Source organism: Leisingera sp. JC1, from assembly GCF_001679925.1.
GTDB lineage: Bacteria > Pseudomonadota > Alphaproteobacteria > Rhodobacterales > Rhodobacteraceae > Leisingera.
Genome location: NZ_LYUZ01000081.1, coordinates 198,019 through 216,216, shown reverse-complemented (window position 1 = coordinate 216,216; position 18,198 = coordinate 198,019). Strand labels below are relative to the sequence as shown.

The window sequence follows — 18,198 nt, the reverse complement described above, 5'->3', positions numbered from 1 at the left end:
ATGGTGAGGGCGCAGCGCGAGCTGCGCCCTTTTTCGCGGGGCGACGCCGCTTCCCGCTGTGGACAGAGCAATGGTGCGGGGTTAAACCTGCCCGGAACGCTTAGAAAAGCCCGCAAGAGATCCCGCATATGCCGACGCTCAACGATATCCGCTCAACCTTTCTGAACTACTTTGCCAAGCAGGGGCATGAAGTTGTCGAATCCAGCCCGCTGGTGCCGCGCAATGACCCGACCCTGATGTTCACCAACTCGGGCATGGTTCAGTTCAAGAACTGCTTTACCGGGGTGGAAACCCGCGACTACAAGCGCGCGACGACCTCGCAGAAATGCGTGCGTGCAGGCGGCAAGCACAACGACCTCGACAACGTTGGCTATACCGCACGCCACCACACGTTCTTCGAGATGCTCGGCAACTTCTCCTTCGGCGACTACTTCAAGCATGAAGCGATCCCCTTCGCCTGGGAGCTGATCACCAAGGAATTCGATATTCCGAAAGACCGGCTTTACACCACCGTCTACCATACTGACGACGAAGCCTTTGAAATCTGGAAGAAGATGGGCGTGCCGGAAGACCGGATCATCCGCATCGCGACATCTGACAACTTCTGGCAGATGGGGGATACCGGCCCCTGCGGCCCCTGTACCGAGATCTTTTATGACCACGGCGACCACATCTGGGGGGGGCCTCCGGGCTCTCCGGAGGAAGACGGCGACCGCTTCATCGAGATCTGGAACCTCGTCTTCATGCAGAACGAGAAGTTCGCGGATGGTTCGATGGTGGATCTGGAGATGCAGTCCATCGACACCGGCATGGGGCTGGAGCGGATCGCGGCGCTGCTGCAGGGCACCCATGACAACTATGAGACCGATCTGTTCAAGTCGTTGATCGAAGCATCGGCCAATGTCACCAACACTGATCCCTTCGGCGACCAGAATGTGCATCACCGGGTGATCGCCGACCACTTGCGCTCCTGCTCCTTCCTGATTGCCGAAGGCGTGCTGCCGTCGAACGAAGGCCGCGGTTATGTGCTGCGCCGGATCATGCGCCGCGCGATGCGCCATGCCTCGCTGCTGGGTGCCACCGATCCGGTGATGCACAAGCTGGTGCCGTCGCTGGTGCAGAAGATGGGGGCGGCCTATCCGGAGCTCGGCCAGGGCCAGGCGCTGATCGAAGAAACCTTCGAGCAGGAAGAAACCCGCTTCCTCAAGACCCTGGACCGCGGTCTGAAGCTGCTGGACGAAGCCTCTGCCGATCTGGGCAAGGGCGACGTGCTGCCGGGTGAAACCGCGTTCAAGCTGTATGACACCTACGGCTTTCCGCTCGACCTGACTCAGGACGCCCTGCGGGCCAAGGAGATCGAAGTCGACACCGATGGGTTCGACGCTGCGATGAAAGAGCAGAAAGAGAAATCCCGCGCGGGCGGCATCGGTCTGGGCGAAGCTGCGGATGTGAAGGTCTATTTCGACATTGTCGACGCGGCCGGCGCCACTGACTTCCTGGGTTATGAAACCGAAAAGGCCGAGGGCCAGATCGTTGCCATCGTCAAGGACGGTTCACAGGTGCAATCCGCGGCCAAGGGCGACACGGTGCAGGTCATTCTGAACCAGACGCCGTTCTACGGCGAAAGCGGCGGCCAGGTGGGCGATACCGGTGTGCTGACTGTTGAGGGTGGCGCGGCCCGCATCACCGATACCAAAAAGGTTGAGGGCCTGTTCCTGCACATCGCCGAAGTGACCGAGGGCGAGATCGCCGTTGGCAAGGGCGCGGCGATGGAAGTGGATCACGCGCGCCGCAGCAAGATCCGCGCCAACCATTCGGCCACCCACCTTCTGCACGAGGCACTTCGCAACGCGCTGGGGGAACATGTGGCCCAGAAGGGCTCGCTGAATGCTGAAGACCGGCTGCGGTTCGACTTCAGCCACAACAAGGCGATGAGCGGGGATGAACTGGCTAAGGTCGGCTCGGAAGTGAATGGTTTCATTCGTCAGAACACGCCGGTCTCGACCCGGATCATGACCCCGGATGACGCGCGCGAACTGGGCGCCCAGGCGCTGTTCGGAGAGAAATACGGCGAAGAGGTCCGCGTTGTCTCCATGGGTCGAGCGCCGACCGGCAAGGGCCACGACGGTGATACCTATTCTATCGAACTGTGCGGCGGCACCCATGTGAAGCAGACCGGTGACATCGGCACCTTCGTCATCCTGGGCGACAGCGCGTCCTCTGCCGGCGTGCGCCGGATCGAGGCGCTGACTGGTGCCGCGGCGGTGGAGCATCTGGAGCGTGAAGCTGGCCGCATGGCAGAGGTCGCCGGCGCGCTGAAGGCGCAGCCCGCGGAGGTTCTGGACCGCCTGAAGGCGATGATGGACGAACGCAAGGCGCTGCAGAACGAGATTTCCAACCTCAAGCAGCAGATTGCCATGGGCGGCGGCTCCGGCGGCGGTGCCGAAGCCAAGAACGTCAATGGCAAGAAGTTCCTGGCCCAGGCGCTGCAGGGCGTGTCCGGCAAGGACCTGCGCGGCCTGATCGACAAGCACAAGCAGAACATCGGCTCCGGTGTGATCCTGCTGATCGCGGAGGACGACGGCAAGGTGGCCGTGGCTGCTGGTGTCACCGACGATCTGACCGGCGACATCTCGGCTGTGGACGTGCTGAAAGCGGCAGTGCCTGCTGTGGGCGGAAAGGGCGGGGGCGGCCGTCCGGATATGGCCCAGGGCGGCGGCAAGGATTTCTCCGGAGCCGACGAAGCCATCAAGGCAGCGGAAGCACTGCTGGCTGGCTGACCATTTGGTCAAAAAAAGACTTGGTCTTTCCGGCAATCTGCCTAAGCTGCCGGAAAGATCATGAAACTGGGAGGCTCCGATGTCCGCACTTTGGATTGCACATGTGACCGTTACCGACGCCGATGCCTATGGCAAATATGCCGAACTGGCAGGCCCGGCCATCGCCGCGCATGGCGGTACCTTCATTGCCCGCGGCGGCCGGTTCGTGCAGCTGGAAGGCAAAGAGCGCCCGCGCAACGTGGTTGCGAAATTCCCCAGCGTCGAAGCCGCGGTGGATTGTTACCACAGCCCAGAATACCAGGAAGCCCTGAGCCACGCGCGCGGCGCCTCTGAGCGCGAGCTGATGGTGGTGGAAACCTCCGAGTAGTGGTCACCGCGTTTGCGGAAATGCTGAAACGCCACGCGGCCGCGGGCCGGGTGGCGTGGATCGGTGTGCGCCCTGGGCGGCGCGAGGATGTGCTCACTCCCGGCTCGGCGGACATCACCTTGGCCGGTCTCGGTGGTGACCATGCCAAGAAGGGCAAACGCGCTGTCACTTTGATCCAGGCAGAACATCTCCCGGTCATCGCCGCCTTGGCGGGACTGGAGAAGGTGCAGCCGGAACAGCTGCGGCGAAACCTTGTTGTTTCGGGTATCAATCTTGCTGCTTTGCGCAAGGCCACGCTAAGGGCTGGCACTGCTGTGGTTCGCATCACCGGCCCCTGTCCGCCATGTTCGCGGATGGAGGAGGTGCTGGGGCACGGGGGATACAATGCGATGCGCGGGCATGGCGGCTGGTATGCCGAGGTGCTGCAGCCGGGCCGGGTGGCCTTGGGCGATAGCGTCACTTTCCTGCAGGACGCAGAATGAAAAACGGCGGCAGATGTCTCTGCCGCCGTTTTCGGTTCGTCAGGCGCTGGCCTTGGACATCCGCTTGCGTTCATGCGGGTCCAGGTAGCGTTTACGCAGGCGTACCTTGTTCGGTGTCACCTCAACCAGTTCGTCGTCGTTGATGTAGGCAATGGCCTCTTCCAGCGACAGCGACATCGGGGTGGTCAGGCGCACGGCCTCATCGGAGCCGGATGCGCGCACGTTGGTCAGCTTCTTGCCCTTCAGCGGGTTCACTTCCAGATCGTTGTCGCGGGAGTGCTCGCCGATGATCATGCCGGTGTAGACGTCGGCCTGGGCGCCGATCATCATCTTGCCGCGCTCTTCCAGGTTCCACAGCGCGTATGCCACGGACTGGCCGTTCTCCATCGAGATCAGAACGCCTGCACGGCGGCCCGGGATTGATCCCTTGTGCGGCGCCCAGCCATGGAACACACGGTTCAGCACGCCGGTGCCGCGGGTGTCGGTCAGGAACTCGCCGTGGTAGCCGATCAGCCCGCGCGAGGGCACGTGGGCGATGATGCGGGTCTTGCCTGCGCCTGCAGGCTTCATCTCGACCAGCTCACCCTTGCGGGCGCCGGTCAGCTTCTCGATCACCGCGCCGGAGTATTCGTCATCCACGTCGATGGTGGCTTCTTCGATCGGCTCCATGCGGACGCCGTCGACTTCCTTCATGATCACCTGCGGGCGGGAGATCGACAGCTCAAAGCCCTCGCGGCGCATGTTTTCGATCAGAACGCCCATCTGCAATTCACCGCGGCCGGAGACCTCGAAGGCTTCGCCGCCTGGGGTGTCAGCGATCTTGATAGCGACGTTGGATTCTGCCTCTTTCATCAGGCGGTCGCGGATGACGCGGGACTGCACTTTTTTGCCGTCACGGCCGGCCAGCGGGCTGTCGTTGATGCCGAAAGTCACGGTGATGGTCGGCGGGTCGATCGGCTGCGCATCGAGCGGCTCATCCACGGCCAGGGCGCAGATGGTGTCGGCCACGGTGGCCTTAGACATGCCGGCGATGGAGACGATGTCGCCTGCCTGGGCTTCTTCGATGTCCTGTTGTGCCAGACCGCGGAAAGCCTGGATCTTGGTCACGCGGAACTGTTCGATCTTCTGGCCGATGCGGGAGATTGCCTGCACGGTGGCGCCGACCTTGAGCGTGCCGGTCTCAACCCGGCCGGTCAGCAGGCGGCCAACAAACGGGTCGCTGCCCAGCGTGGTTGCCAGCATACGGAAATCGTCGTTCTGCTTCTTCACCTGCTTGGGCTCTGGCACGTGATTAACGATCAGGTTGAACAGCGCGCTCAGGTCCTTGCGGGGGCCATCCAGCTCATTGTCGGCCCAGCCGTTGCGGCCGGAGGCATACATGTGCGGGAAGTCCAGCTGGTCCTCAGTGGCGTCCAGCGATGCAAAGAGGTCAAAGCATTCGTCCAATGCACGGTCGGGCTCGGCATCCGGTTTGTCGACCTTGTTCAGAACCACAATCGGACGCAGGCCCAAGGCCAGCGCCTTGGAGGTCACGAACTTGGTCTGCGGCATCGGGCCTTCGGCCGCATCTACCAGCAGCACCACGCCGTCGACCATCGACAGGATCCGCTCAACCTCGCCGCCGAAATCGGCGTGGCCGGGGGTGTCGACGATGTTGATGCGGGTGCCGTGCCATTCCACCGAGGTCGGTTTGGCAAAAATGGTGATGCCGCGCTCGCGCTCCAGATCGTTGCTGTCCATGGCGCGTTCCGCCACAGCCTGGTTTTCGCGGAAGGCGCCGGACTGTTTCAGCAGCTCGTCAACCAGGGTGGTCTTGCCGTGGTCAACGTGAGCAATGATCGCAATGTTGCGCATATCCATGACGTTCGCCTTTGTAAGGAAGTTGGGCCGCGCATAGCCCGAACCCCGCACAAAGGCCAGAGGAAAACCGCCGCGGGCCGCCTCAAATGCCGATCAGTGGCCCGAGGACTTGGAAAACAGGTGGATTATGACGATTCCGGACATGATCAGCACCATGCCGATAACAGCGGGCAGGTCCAGTTTTTGCCCGAAGACAATGAATGCAATGACGGCAATCAGCAGGATGCCAAGCCCGGACCAGATGGCGTAGACGATGCCCACGGGCATGAATTTGAGCGTGAGCCCCATCATGTAGAATGAAAAGGCATAGGCGACGAGCACGATCAGAGAAGGGCCAAGTTTGCTGAACTGCTGGCTGGCCTGCAGCGCTGTGGTGCCGATGGTCTCTGCTGCCACCGCAATGATCAGGTAGACGTAGTGAACCGGCATTTCAGCCTCCCTTAAGCAAGCGCTTGCCGCGGATAAAGCCGCAGGTCTGACTTCCCGCCTATCCGATCTATGCAGGCCGGGGAAGTCCCGATGCGGCACGGTCTGGCCAGATTCCGCAAGCGCCGGTGAATGAACACGTCATTGTGCGCAGGCACACTGGACTGTGAATTGGAGAATTCTTAGGAGGTTGTCCCGATAATGCGGGTCGGATTGAAACACTGATCTGATTCCCGGATATGGAATGGGGATTGCCATATGTGCCGCTGGGCTGCCTACACGGGTGCCGACGTCTTCTTGGAGGACATCATTTCAACACCAGCGCATTCGCTGATTGCACAAAGCCAAAAGGCGGTGGAATGCAAGACTGCCACCAATGGCGACGGGTTCGGGATCGCCTGGTACGGCCAGCGGGCTGAACCGGGGCTGTACCGAGATGTGTACCCGGCCTGGTCGGACTGCAATCTGCGGGCGCTGGTGCATCAGGTGCAGTCCGGGCTGTTTCTGGCGCATGTGCGGGCTTCCACCGGGTCGGCTACCAGCCGCAATAACTGCCATCCTTTCACGGCCGGCAAGTGGAGCTTCATGCACAACGGGCAGGTTGGCGGCTTCGAGAAATTCCGCCGTCACGCTGATATGTGCATCCCGGATGAGCTGTATGAGCACCGCAGAGGTGCGACTGACAGCGAGGTGCTGTTCCTGCTGGCCCTGCGGGAAGGGCTGGATACGGACCCCAAAGGGGCGCTGGAGCGTGCGGTTGCCCGGATGGAAGGCTTGTCACGGGCGCGCGGGACAACTCCGCACATGCGGCTGTCGGCCGCGATGTCGGATGGGCAGACACTTTTTACAGCACGTTACTCCTCGGACAGCATTGCACCGTCCGTATACTACCGCTGGAGCCAGAGCATGCGGGGCTGGGCAGTGGTCTCGGAGCCGCTGGAAGACACTGGAGAGGCCTGGAACGAACTGAAGCCGGGCGAGTTTTTAACGCTGACGCCGAAGGGTGCGGAAACTCAGCCGTTTCAACCGTTTACGGAATGAAGCGCGGCCCCTTCGGGGACCGCGCAACCGCTTACAGCCGTCCGGCCTCGCGGAACCAGGGTTCAATTTGCGCACGGACATAGGTCCAGACATCTGGCGCGCCGCGGCTGACCTTGCCACCGACGCGAGCGTCGAGCTGCGGCAGGCTCACGTCGTAGTCGACCCAGCTGCCGCCTCCGTTCAGCAGGTTCAAGAGCACCGGCTGAACCCGGTCGACGGATTTGGCAAATACGGCATCCGGGCTTTCTGCGGCCTCGAACTCTTCCCAGACCGCACGCATGGGCTGTCCTTGCTCGGCGGGCAGCATGCCGAATAGGCGGTCGGCAGCAGCCAGTTCCGCGGCGGCCAGCGCAGCAAGCGCTGCGGGATCGATCACTCCGTGGATCGGTGCATCGCCAGCGTCAATTTCCACCAGATCGTGCAGCAGCAGCATTTGCAGCACCCGGTTCACTTCCACTGTTTCAGAGCTGTGTTCTGACAGCACCCAGGCATAGAGCATGATATGCCAACTGTGCTCAGCCGAGTTTTCGTGCCGCGAGCCGTCGCCAAGTTTTGAGGCACGGGTGACCAGCTTCAGCTTGTCGGCCTCATTGAGGAAGGGCAGGCGGGCATTCAGGCGGCTGCAATCGTACCTTGTGTCTTCACCCAGCAGCGACAGTGCGTGGTGGAATGCCTCCGGCAGATGCTGCTCCAGCGCAGCCGCGCGGCCCCCGAACAGGTTCTGCCGTACCACATCAATATGCCAGTCCAGTGGAGTAGCGCCATAAAGTGTCTGAAAGATCGGCTGGCAGTGATCCACCCGCTTGGCGAACTGCGCGTCTGGAGACTCAGCGGCTTCGAATTCGTGCCACAGGGACAGGAACTCAGCGCCTTGATCTGATGGCAGCAGCCCGAACAGCCGTTGGGCCGCAACCTGCTCAGCCTTAGCAACCGCCTCCCAGTCGACTTCATTGGTAATCGGGTGGTCGCCTGCGTCGATCTCGACCAGATCGTGCAGCAAAAGCATCCGGATGGCGCGGAACACATCCACTTCCGGGGCAGCAAAGGGGGCAAGTACCAGCGCATAAAGCGCCAGGTGCCAGCTGTGCTCAGCGGAGTTTTCGCAGCGGCTGCAATCAGTAATCAGGTTCTGGCGCTCAACACCGCGCAGCTTGTCGGCTTCGAGCAGAAAGGCAAACTGCGCTTCCAGACGGGCGCTCACGCCTCACCCTTCGCGCCAAGCTGGGCCTGCAGGTCGGCAACTTTCTTGTTGAGGAAGTCGCGCGCCTTGCGTTCGGCCAGGCGCACGCGGATTTCGGTCAGAAATGCCTCTTCAAGCGACTGGGAGGCGGCGCCAAGAACTTGGCCCACCTCCACGTAAAACCGCTCTTCACCACTGGCGTCCTGCACCTTGAGCGTATCGACCGCCAGTTTTTGGGCCAGCGTTTCGATAGTGCCCATCAGCGGGTGTTCTCCGTCAAGCGGCGCTTCACGTAATCGGAAACAGTGCCGATCATCGTGTCCATATGCGGTTCCTGGAAGAAGTGATCCGCGCCTTCCACCTCAGTGTGGGTGATGGTGATGCCCTTCTGCTCATGCAGCTTGCCAACCAGGCTGGCGGTGTCCGCAGGCGGTGCCACACGGTCGGCGGTGCCGTTGATGATCAGGCCCGAGGACGGGCAGGGCGCCAGGAAGGAGAAATCATACATGTTGGCTGGCGGCGCAACAGAGATGAAACCGGTAATTTCCGGGCGGCGCATCAACAGCTGCATGCCGATCCAGGCACCGAAGGAGAAGCCCGCAACCCAGCAATGCTTGGAATTGGAGTTCATCGACTGCAGGTAATCCAGCGCCGAGGCAGCATCGGACAGCTCGCCCACGCCCTGGTCGTATTCGCCCTGGCTGCGGCCGACGCCGCGGAAATTGAACCGCAGAACCGTGAAGCCCATGTTGTAGAACGCGTAGTGGAGGTTGTAGACCACCTTGTTGTTCATCGTGCCGCCGAATTGCGGATGCGGATGCAGCACAATGGCGATCGGGGCGTCTTTTTCTTTTTGCGGGTGATAGCGGCCTTCGAGGCGGCCTTCGGGTCCAGGAAAGATGACCTCGGGCATGGGCGGTTAAAATCCTACTCTCGTTGTCGGGTCTGCCGGCAGAATACTTGACGGGTTCGGTCAGGCATCTTAGAACAGTTCTAATCAAGGGCGCTGGCCTCGCCATACACCGTCAGGCTGAGATACGCACAGTCGGAGGGAAGGTCAATGTTTTCGCACTCGCGCCCTGGTTTCGAGGGATAAATTATGAAGCTTTCCACCAAAGGGCGCTATGCGATGGTTGCGCTGGCGGATATCGCGCTGCAGCCGCAGGGCGATCTGGTGCCGCTTGGCGACATTTCCAAGCGCCAGGATATCTCGCTGCCGTATCTGGAGCAGCTTTTTGTCAAGCTGCGCCGCGCCGGGCTGGTTGAGTCGGTGCGCGGCCCGGGCGGCGGTTACCGGCTGGCGATGCCTCCGTCTGAGATCCGGGTGGTGGATGTGCTGTCGGCAGTGGATGAAACAGTTGACGCCATGCACAAAGGCGCAGGGGCATCCGGCGCGTTGTCCGGCAGCCGCGCGCAGTCGCTGACCAACCGCCTGTGGGAGGGATTGAGCGCGCATGTTTACGTGTTCCTGCATCAGACCCGCTTGTCGGATGTGATCAAGAACGATCTGGCGCCATGCCCCGCGGTGCCAAGCCTGTTTGCCGTTGTGGATGACTGAGGTGGCACGCAGACAGCACGCATCGGCCTGTCCAGCTGGGGTGTATTCCGCACAAAATCGGCGCGGAATCTTTGCCAATTGCTGCAAGGCGGCTTATGACGCGGCAGCTGCCGCAAAAAGATGACTCTATGAAGCGTGTTTACCTGGACCATAATGCCACAGCTCTGCTGCGGCCTGAGGCAAAGGCTGCAATGATTGCGGCGATGGAGGTCTGCGGCAACCCGTCGTCGGTGCATGCCGAGGGCCGTGCCGCAAAGGCGCTGGTTGAGAAGGCACGCGCGCAGGTGGCTGCGGCCTTCGGCGCGGACGGGGCGGATGTCGTTTTTACCTCTGGTTCTACCGAAGGTGCGGCGCTGGCGCTGGCCGGACGCAGCCTGCATGGCGCGCCGGTGGAGCATGATGCTGTGCGCGCCTGGACTGTCGAGGACTTGCAGGTCTCGGGCGAGGGGGGTGTTCAAATCAGCGACCCCGCGCAATCCACACTGCAACTCGCCAACTCCGAAACCGGCATTGTCCAAACCTTGCCGGAGGGGCTGGCGGTAACAGATGCTACCCAAGCATTTGGCAAACTGCCGGTGGCGTTCAACTGGCTGGGTGTGCAAATGGCGCTGATTTCGGCACACAAGCTGGGCGGGCCAAAGGGTATCGGTGCTCTGGTGATGAAACGCGGCACCGATCTGCAAGCCCGGATCAAGGGTGGCGGCCAGGAAATGGGGCGCCGCTCCGGCACTGAAAATGTCATTGGAATCGCGGGCTTCGGCGCCGCAGCTGAAGCGGCTGCAAAAGATTTGGCAAATGGTGTCTGGGACAGGGTTGCAGAACTTAGAAATATTCTAGAAAAGGCGCTTGTGTCTGGCGTAAGCCATACTATTTTTGTCGGGAAGGATCAGAAGCGGCTGCCGAACACCCTGTGTTTTGCATCGCCGGGCTGGAAGGGCGAAACCCAGGTCATGCAGATGGACCTTGCAGGTTTTGCGATCAGCGCCGGCAGTGCCTGCTCCAGCGGTAAGGTGCGCGCCAGCGCGGTGCTGACCGCGATGGGATATGACGAGGCCACAGCCCAAGGTGCCGTTCGGGTGTCGCTGGGGCCGGAAACAACGGAAGAAGACGTGCTGCGCTTTGCCGAGGCGTGGCTGCAAAAAGAAAAGAAACATCGCGCCCGCGCGGCGTGAGTGAGGAGATGACAATGGCCGCTTTGGACCAGACCCAAGTCAAGGAAGGTGTTGACCAGGAAACCGTGGATGCGGTGCGCGAGGTCGGCGGTGCGTATAAATACGGCTGGGAAACCGATATCGAGATGGAATACGCGCCCAAGGGCGTGAACCCCGATATCGTCAAGCTGATCTCGGAAAAGAACGAAGAGCCTGAATGGATGACCGAATGGCGCCTGCAGGCCTTTGAACGCTGGGAACAGATGGACGAGCCGAACTGGGCGATGGTCAGCTACCCGGAAATCGACTTCCAGGACCAGTATTACTATGCCCGCCCGAAATCGATGGAAACCAAGCCCAAATCGCTTGATGAGGTCGACCCCAAGCTGCTGGCGACCTACGAAAAGCTGGGTATCCCGCTGAAAGAACAGATGATTCTGGCAGGCGTCGAAGGCGCAGGCGAGACCCCGGAAGAAGGCCGCAAGGTGGCTGTGGACGCGGTGTTCGACTCCGTTTCCGTCGGCACCACCTTCCAGAAGGAGCTGAAGGAAGCGGGTGTGATCTTCTGCTCGATCTCCGAAGCGATTCGCGAGCATCCCGAACTGGTGAAGAAATACCTCGGCTCTGTCGTTCCGGTCTCCGACAACTTCTATGCGACGCTGAACTCTGCCGTGTTTTCGGACGGTTCCTTTGTCTATGTGCCGCCGGGCGTGCGCTGCCCGATGGAGCTGTCCACCTATTTCCGCATCAATGCTGAAAACACTGGCCAGTTCGAGCGCACCCTGATCATCGCCGACAAGGGCTCTTATGTCTCCTACCTCGAAGGCTGCACCGCACCGCAGCGCGACACCGCGCAACTGCACGCCGCAGTCGTGGAAATTATCATCGAGGAAGACGCCGAGGTGAAATACTCCACCGTCCAGAACTGGTATCCGGGCGATGAGAACGGCAAGGGCGGCATCTACAACTTCGTGACCAAGCGGGCCGACTGCCGCGGCGACCGCGCCAAGGTGATGTGGACCCAGGTGGAAACCGGCTCTGCCGTGACCTGGAAGTATCCGTCCTGCATCCTGCGCGGCAATGAAAGCCAGGGCGAGTTCTACTCGATCGCCATTGCAAACAACATGCAGCAGGCCGACACCGGCACCAAGATGGTGCACCTGGGCAAGAACACCAAATCGCGCATCGTGTCCAAAGGCATCTCGGCGGGCAAGGCCCAGAACACCTACCGCGGTCTGGTGTCGATGCACCCCAAGGCCAAGAACTCGCGCAACTACACCCAGTGCGACAGCTTGCTGATCGGTGACAAATGCGGCGCCCACACGGTTCCCTATATCGAGGTCAAGAACAACTCGTCGCGCGTGGAACATGAGGCGACGACCTCCAAGGTGGATGACGACCAGCTGTTCTACTGCCGCCAGCGCGGCATGGACGAGGAAGAGGCGGTTGCTCTGGTGGTGAACGGCTTCTGCAAGGACGTGCTGCAAGCGCTGCCGATGGAATTCGCCATGGAAGCCCAGCAGCTGGTTGCGATCTCGCTGGAAGGGTCTGTGGGGTAAATTATGGCCGGCAACGAGATGGATGCGCACTCAACGCTGAACGATCTGCGTTACCCGCGAACCGATTGGGGACTGCGGTGCGGAGCGTTTCTTGCGATTATTTTGTGCACCATCTCTGTTGCAGTACAGCTAAGCAGTTCCAGTCTTTGGATGTACTCAACTGCTGGCTTTGTCATCTCCATCTTCGTGAGTTGTTCAATTGGTGCGGCTTTTGGTTTTGCGATCCAAAGATGGGTTGCCAAGAAGGCTGAAAGGGAGGCCGACGAGTTCAGGTATTTGCGAAAGCTTGAAACTGAAAGGCAGCTCGGCGAATTCAGAAAGGCAAACAATAAATGATCGTCACAACCACAAACTCCGTCGAAGGCTACCAGATTGCCGAATACAAGGGCATTGTGGTGGGGGAGGCGATCATGGGGGCCAACGTGGTGCGCGATGTCTTTGCCTCCATCACCGACATCGTCGGCGGCCGCTCCGGTGCTTATGAAAGCAAGCTGCAGGATGCGCGCGAAACCGCGCTGGCAGAGCTGGAAGACCGTGCCCGGGCCAAGGGCGCAAACGCCGTCGTTGGCGTTGATCTGGATTACGAAGTGGTCGGGCAGTCCATGCTGATGGTCTCGGCCAGCGGCACCGCAGTGGTGCTGGGGTAAACCAAGATGGAGATGCAAAACAGGACATTGGCTGAGATCCGGTCGTGCCCGCAGCGCGGACACTTCCTGTTTGCATCTCATGCTCAATACCCGGTAAAATTGTCCGGAAATTTATTTTTCTTCGATTTGAATACGGACAATTTTTATGGAAACCACGCCCCAGCCGTCCTTTCAGGACCGCCTCGATCGCATTTCTGCAGCACACAAAGAAGCAGCCGAGAAACGCCGGTTGGTGCTTGCCAACCCTCCCGAGGAAGAAAAAGTCAATGTCAGCAAGTGGTGGCGTCTCGTTGCATTCGCATACGGGGTTTTTCTTGGGATGGTGCTGCTGTTTGTCGCGACATCCACGCGAATGAGGCTGTATGGGTACAGCGACGAAAGCGCGATGGTTCTCACGTTTGTCGATCTGTCACTCGCTTTGGTGGCGAGCTGGCTGATTGGGGTGTTTCAGGACAAATTCACCCTGAAGAACAAATTGGCGCAGGTGCTTGGGATCCTTGTCATGACCGTGGGTATCCACAATCTTGCGTTTTGGTATCCCCAAACAATGTCTATGGCGATTTCCGGCGACTGGGTCAGGCAACAGCAGGTCGAAGCCGCGCCGAACTCTCTGTTTGTCGGCCCCAAATACATCCGTATCAGTGCGCGCGCCATAGAGTATGGCGCGCCCGTGAATGTGACGCCCAAGGTGGTTTACCGCGACTAACGCGGCGGACCATCCACACATCAAGATCACCGAAATTCGCGCGCAGCTTTGCGCGTCCTTTCATGCTGTCGCGGTCTCATTGACTGCGATACCCATTATAGGAACACGAGGAAAAAATGCTCGAAATCAAGAACCTGCACGTCAAACTGGAAGACGAGGAAAAGCAGATCCTGAAAGGCGTCGATCTGAAGGTCGAAGCCGGCAAGGTGCATGCCATCATGGGGCCGAACGGTTCGGGCAAATCCACACTGTCCTATGTTCTGTCGGGCCGTGACGGCTATGAAGTGACTGAAGGCTCGGCTGAGCTGGAAGGCGAAGACATCCTGGAGATGGAGCCGGAAGAGCGCGCCGCCGCCGGCATGTTCCTGGCGTTCCAGTACCCGGTGGAAATCCCCGGCGTCGGCAACATGACCTTCCTGCGCACCGCGGTGAATGCACAGCGCAAGGCGCGCGGCGAAGAAGAGCTGTCGGCCTCCGACTTCCTGAAGGAAGTCCGCGCCAAGGCCAAGACCCTCAAGATCGACGCCGAAATGCTGAAGCGCCCGGTCAACGTCGGCTTCTCCGGCGGTGAGAAGAAGCGCAACGAGATCCTGCAGATGGCGATGCTGGAGCCGAAGCTGTGCATCCTGGATGAGACTGACTCCGGCCTTGATGTGGATGCGATGAAGCTGGTGGCCGAAGGCGTGAACGCACTGCGTGACGAGGGCCGCGGCTTCCTGGTGATTACCCACTACCAGCGCCTGCTGGACCATATCAAACCGGACGTGGTGCACATTCTGGCGGGTGGCCGTATCGTCAAGACCGGCGGCCCCGAGCTGGCGCTGGAAGTCGAGAACAACGGTTACGCCGGCATCCTGGCAGAGGAGGCGTAAATGGCCCTGCCCGAAGTCAAGCAAAGCGCAACCGAGGCGCGGCTGATGGCGCTGACCCTGCCTGAAAGCGGCTGCCTCAAGGCAGCCCGTCAGGCAGCGTTGTCGCGGGTCCAGACCATGGGCCTGCCGTCGCGCCGCGATGAATACTGGAAATACACCAAGCCGGACACGCTGGTGCAGGCAGAGGCGCCCAAGGCGGCTGTGTTCCACGCTGACGAGACACCGATGTTCAACGCCTTTGAGCGGCTGAACATCGTGTTCGTCGACGGCGTATTTGACGCCGAAGCCTCTGACGATTTGGAACTGGAAGGTCTGACCATCGACCGGATCGAGGATATCTGCTGCAAGGATATCCATTGGGCCAAGGACCTGTACGGCGTTCTTGAGGCGCGCGGCCAGACCCCGGTCGAACGTCCGCTTGCGGCGCTGAATACCGCCTTTGCCAGTGATGGCGTGGCGATCCGGGTGACCGGCAAAGTCTCCAAGCCCTTGAACTTCACCTACGTGCATTCGGACGACAACTCCGATGCGATCCTGCACCATGTGATCCGCGTGGAAAGCGGGGCGGAGGTGACGATCCTTGAAAACGGCCCGGCGGCGTCGCGCTTCAACAAATGCATGGAGATCGACATCGCCGATGGCGGCACGATGCATCTGGTGCGGGCCCAGGGCCGCGACCATGAGCGCCGTGCAGCGACCCATCTGTTTACCCGCCTCGGCACCGAGTCGGTGTTCAAGTCTTTCACCCTGACTGTGAATGGCGTTCTTACCCGCAACGAGGCGGTGATTGAGCTGACCGGCGACGACGCGGTAGCCCATATCGCAGGCGCCTGCGTGGGCGACGGCGACTTCCACCACGACGACACCGTCTTCATCACCCATGACGCCGTGAACTGCGAAAGCCGTCAGGTGTTCAAGAAGGTGCTGCGCAACGGTGCCACCGGTGTGTTCCAGGGCAAGATCCTGGTGAAGGAAGGCGCGCAAAAGACTGACGGGTATCAGATTTCCCAGTCTCTGCTGCTGGACGACGACAGCCAGTTCCTGGCCAAGCCGGAGCTGGAGATTTACGCCGACGACGTGGCCTGCTCGCACGGCTCCACCTCCGGTGCGATCGACGAGGAAGGCCTGTTCTACCTGCGCTCCCGCGGTGTCCCGCATGCGGAGGCGACCGACCTGATGACGCTGGCCTTCCTGGCTGAAGCGGTGGATGAGATCGAGGACGGGGACATTGCCGCCGATATCGTCTCCCGCCTCGAAGGCTGGCTGGCCCGGCGCCGCTGATGTCCGTCACAACGGATATCCCGGCAACCTACAAGGGGCCGCGCAAGGTGTTTGCGCGGCTTCTGAGCATGGGCGCGCGCGAGGACCGTCTGCTGGTGTTTCTCCTTGCAGGCTGCGTGCTGACCTTTGTCGCGCAAATGCCGAAACTGGCGCGGGAGGCACATCTGACCGGCCAGGAGCTGAACATGCTGCTGGGCGGATCGCTGCTGGCGCTGGTCTTTATCGCGCCGCTGCTGCTGTATGTTCTGGCGCTGGTGGCCCATTGGATCGCCCGCGCAATGGGCGGGAAGGGCGATGCTTACCGGTCCCGGCTGGCCTTGTTCTGGGCTTTCCTGGCCGCCAGCCCGCTGATGCTGCTGAACGGCCTAGTGGCTGGTTTCATCGGCGCAGGCCCGGCCCTGACCCTGGTGGGCATCCTGTGGTGCGCCGTGTTTTTCTGGTTCTGGGTGTCCGGCATGATCCAGGGCTATTGGGCCAAGTCATGAATGCTCTGGCCTCCTTTGCCCTCCTGACGCTCAAGTCACCGCGGGATGCTGCGCATCAGATCCTGGCGCGGGACTGGCCGCGGGAGGCATTGTGGACCGCCTTCCTGCTGTCGGTGGTTCTGAACACCTGCGTCTATACGGTTCAGAAAATCCTGTTCCCGCTTCCGCCAGAAGTCCTGCTGCCGCGTTTCACGCCGGGCGTATATTTTGCCATGGTGCTGATCCTGCAGCTCTGCTTTATTGCGATGCTGTCTTCAACCGGCCGCTGGCTGGGCGGGCAGGGCAATCTGCCTGCACTGCTGGCACTTGTCACTTGGCTGCAGCTGCTGCAGGCGGCACTGAACGGTGCCATCGTGGTTGTGTTTCTGGTGATGCCGTCGCTGGCCGCTCTGCTGAATATTGCGGCCAACATCGTTGTGTTTTTCATCCTCCTGCATTTCGTCAACGCGGCGCACCGGTTTGGTTCCGTGTGGCGCTCGCTGGGGGTGGTTTTGATGGCCAGCATGATCCTGGTCTTTGCACTTCTCTTTATCGTGGGTCTGATCGGCCCAGCCAATCTGGGACTTCCCGAAAATGTATGACCTGGACAAAATCCGTGCTGACTTCCCGATCCTGTCGCGGGAGGTGAACGGCAAGCCGCTGACCTATCTCGACAATGGCGCGTCAGCCCAGAAGCCGCAGGTGGTGATCGATGCCATCACCAAAGCTTATGCCGAGGAATACTCCAATGTTCACCGTGGCTTGCACTTTCTTTCTAACCTGGCGACTGAGAAATACGAGGCCGTTCGCGGCATCATTGCGCGGTTCCTGAATGCAGGCGACGAGAACGCCATCGTGCTGAACTCCGGCACCACCGAGGGCATCAATCTGGTTGCCTATGGCTGGGCGATGCCGCGGTTTGAAGCAGGCGACGAGATCGTCCTGTCGGTGATGGAGCACCACGCGAATATCGTGCCCTGGCACTTCCTGCGCGAACGTCAGGGCGTGGTGCTGAAATGGGTGGATACCGCAGCTGACGGAAGCCTGGACCCGCAGAAGGTCATTGATGCGATTGGCCCCAAGACCAAGCTGGTGGCCGTCACCCAGTGCTCCAACGTGCTGGGCACGGTTGTGGATGTAAAGGCGATCACCCAGGGCGCCCATGCCAAGGGCGTGCCGGTGCTGGTGGATGGTTCGCAAGGCGCGGTGCATATGCCGGTCGACGTGCAGGACATCGGCTGCGATTTCTATGCGATCACCGGTCACAAGCTCTATGGTCCCTCCGGGTCCGGTGCGATCTACATAAAGCCGGAACGCATGGCAGAGATGCGCCCCTTCATTGGCGGCGGTGACATGATCAAGGAAGTCTCCAAGGAGCAGATCATCTACAACGATCCGCCGATGAAGTTCGAGGCGGGCACGCCGGGTATCGTGCAGACCATCGGCCTGGGTGTTGCGCTGGAATACATGATGGCGCTTGGCATGGACAACATTGCCAAGCACGAGGGTGGCCTGCGCGATTATGCGATGCAGCGGCTGACCGGGTTGAACTGGATAAATGTGCAGGGGCAAGCACCTGGGAAAGCTGCGATTTTCAGCTTCACCATGGAAGGTGCGGCGCATGCGCACGACATTTCAACCATCCTCGACAAGAAGGGTGTCGCGGTGCGCGCCGGCCATCACTGCGCCGGGCCGCTGATGGACCATCTGGGGGTCTCCGCCACATGCCGCGCGTCCTTTGGCCTCTATAACACCAAGGAAGAGGTCGACACGCTGGTCGATGCGCTGGAATTGGCGCATGAACTGTTTGCCTGATCCCAGCTA

At 60.7% G+C, this 18,198-nt stretch carries 20 protein-coding genes; 15 read left to right on the top strand and 5 right to left on the bottom strand.

Annotated features, from left to right (window positions below):
- Positions 1-128: 128 nt before the first annotated feature.
- From alaS to A9D60_RS09090, 3 genes are all read left to right on the top strand, one after another.
- Complete coding sequence (gene alaS / locus A9D60_RS09100; protein ID WP_065267272.1) at positions 129-2,780, top strand: alanine--tRNA ligase; 2,652 nt, start codon at positions 129-131, stop codon at positions 2,778-2,780.
- Positions 2,781-2,859: 79 nt separating this feature from the next.
- Positions 2,860-3,147 (top strand): DUF1330 domain-containing protein, encoded by a 288-nt coding sequence (locus tag A9D60_RS09095; protein WP_065267271.1) that lies wholly within the window; start codon positions 2,860-2,862, stop codon positions 3,145-3,147.
- Positions 3,148-3,167: 20 nt separating this feature from the next.
- Complete coding sequence (locus A9D60_RS09090; protein ID WP_065267370.1) at positions 3,168-3,629, top strand: MOSC domain-containing protein; 462 nt, start codon at positions 3,168-3,170, stop codon at positions 3,627-3,629.
- A gap of 39 nt (positions 3,630-3,668) precedes the next feature.
- Here the strand turns inward: A9D60_RS09090 and typA are convergent, their stop codons facing one another.
- On the bottom strand, positions 3,669-5,489 hold the full coding sequence (typA, locus tag A9D60_RS09085; RefSeq protein WP_065267270.1) for a translational GTPase TypA: 1,821 nt from the start codon (positions 5,487-5,489) through the stop codon (positions 3,669-3,671).
- 93 nt (positions 5,490-5,582) lie between these two features.
- Positions 5,583-5,918 carry a DMT family transporter gene (locus A9D60_RS09080; protein ID WP_065267269.1) on the bottom strand — a complete coding sequence of 112 codons (336 nt, stop codon included), beginning with the start codon at positions 5,916-5,918 and terminating at the stop codon, positions 5,583-5,585.
- A 255-nt stretch (positions 5,919-6,173) separates the two neighbouring features.
- Between A9D60_RS09080 and A9D60_RS09075 the strand changes: the two genes are divergently transcribed.
- Positions 6,174-6,956, top strand: coding sequence for a class II glutamine amidotransferase (locus A9D60_RS09075; RefSeq protein ID WP_065267268.1), 783 nt, complete (start codon positions 6,174-6,176; stop codon positions 6,954-6,956).
- A 31-nt stretch (positions 6,957-6,987) separates the two neighbouring features.
- On the opposite strand, the gene A9D60_RS09070 is transcribed toward A9D60_RS09075, so the two are convergent.
- The 3 genes from A9D60_RS09070 to A9D60_RS09060 are packed head-to-tail and all read right to left on the bottom strand — an operon-like array spanning position 6,988 to position 9,049.
- Positions 6,988-8,157 carry an HD domain-containing protein gene (locus A9D60_RS09070; RefSeq protein ID WP_065267267.1) on the bottom strand — a complete coding sequence of 390 codons (1,170 nt, stop codon included), beginning with the start codon at positions 8,155-8,157 and terminating at the stop codon, positions 6,988-6,990.
- Positions 8,154-8,396: a hypothetical protein gene (locus A9D60_RS09065; protein ID WP_065267266.1), complete on the bottom strand. Its 243-nt coding sequence runs from the start codon at positions 8,394-8,396 to the stop codon at positions 8,154-8,156. The genes A9D60_RS09070 and A9D60_RS09065 overlap by 4 nt, the downstream gene beginning before the upstream one ends.
- Positions 8,396-9,049, bottom strand: a complete 654-nt coding sequence (locus tag A9D60_RS09060) for an alpha/beta hydrolase (protein WP_019296279.1) — start codon at positions 9,047-9,049, stop codon at positions 8,396-8,398. The genes A9D60_RS09065 and A9D60_RS09060 overlap by 1 nt, the downstream gene beginning before the upstream one ends.
- A 186-nt stretch (positions 9,050-9,235) precedes the next feature.
- Between A9D60_RS09060 and A9D60_RS09055 the strand changes: the two genes are divergently transcribed.
- From A9D60_RS09055 to A9D60_RS09005, 11 genes are all read left to right on the top strand, one after another.
- Positions 9,236-9,694: an Rrf2 family transcriptional regulator gene (locus tag A9D60_RS09055; RefSeq protein WP_039183183.1), complete on the top strand. Its 459-nt coding sequence runs from the start codon at positions 9,236-9,238 to the stop codon at positions 9,692-9,694.
- A gap of 128 nt (positions 9,695-9,822) precedes the next feature.
- Positions 9,823-10,866, top strand: coding sequence for a cysteine desulfurase family protein (locus tag A9D60_RS09050; protein ID WP_065267369.1), 1,044 nt, complete (start codon positions 9,823-9,825; stop codon positions 10,864-10,866).
- 14 nt (positions 10,867-10,880) lie between these two features.
- Positions 10,881-12,404 carry a Fe-S cluster assembly protein SufB gene (gene sufB / locus A9D60_RS09045; RefSeq protein ID WP_039145900.1) on the top strand — a complete coding sequence of 508 codons (1,524 nt, stop codon included), beginning with the start codon at positions 10,881-10,883 and terminating at the stop codon, positions 12,402-12,404.
- Positions 12,405-12,407: 3 nt separating this feature from the next.
- Positions 12,408-12,740 (top strand): component of SufBCD complex, encoded by a 333-nt coding sequence (locus A9D60_RS09040; RefSeq protein ID WP_065267265.1) that lies wholly within the window; start codon positions 12,408-12,410, stop codon positions 12,738-12,740.
- The gene (locus A9D60_RS09035; RefSeq protein ID WP_039123659.1) at positions 12,737-13,051 is read left to right on the top strand and encodes a YbjQ family protein; all 315 of its coding nucleotides are present in this window, start codon (positions 12,737-12,739) and stop codon (positions 13,049-13,051) included. The genes A9D60_RS09040 and A9D60_RS09035 overlap by 4 nt, the downstream gene beginning before the upstream one ends.
- Before the next feature lie 145 nt (positions 13,052-13,196).
- Positions 13,197-13,757 (top strand): hypothetical protein, encoded by a 561-nt coding sequence (locus tag A9D60_RS09030; RefSeq protein WP_065267264.1) that lies wholly within the window; start codon positions 13,197-13,199, stop codon positions 13,755-13,757.
- 116 nt (positions 13,758-13,873) lie between these two features.
- Complete coding sequence (gene sufC / locus A9D60_RS09025; RefSeq protein WP_039145903.1) at positions 13,874-14,629, top strand: Fe-S cluster assembly ATPase SufC; 756 nt, start codon at positions 13,874-13,876, stop codon at positions 14,627-14,629.
- Positions 14,630-15,910, top strand: coding sequence for a SufB/SufD family protein (locus tag A9D60_RS09020; protein WP_065267263.1), 1,281 nt, complete (start codon positions 14,630-14,632; stop codon positions 15,908-15,910).
- The gene (locus tag A9D60_RS09015) at positions 15,910-16,395 is read left to right on the top strand and encodes a YIP1 family protein (protein ID WP_065267262.1); all 486 of its coding nucleotides are present in this window, start codon (positions 15,910-15,912) and stop codon (positions 16,393-16,395) included. Before A9D60_RS09020 ends, A9D60_RS09015 begins: the two co-directional genes overlap by 1 nt.
- Positions 16,392-16,976 carry a YIP1 family protein gene (locus A9D60_RS09010; RefSeq protein ID WP_065267261.1) on the top strand — a complete coding sequence of 195 codons (585 nt, stop codon included), beginning with the start codon at positions 16,392-16,394 and terminating at the stop codon, positions 16,974-16,976. Before A9D60_RS09015 ends, A9D60_RS09010 begins: the two co-directional genes overlap by 4 nt.
- On the top strand, positions 16,969-18,189 hold the full coding sequence (locus tag A9D60_RS09005) for a cysteine desulfurase (RefSeq protein ID WP_065267260.1): 1,221 nt from the start codon (positions 16,969-16,971) through the stop codon (positions 18,187-18,189). Before A9D60_RS09010 ends, A9D60_RS09005 begins: the two co-directional genes overlap by 8 nt.
- Positions 18,190-18,198 lie beyond the last annotated feature (9 nt).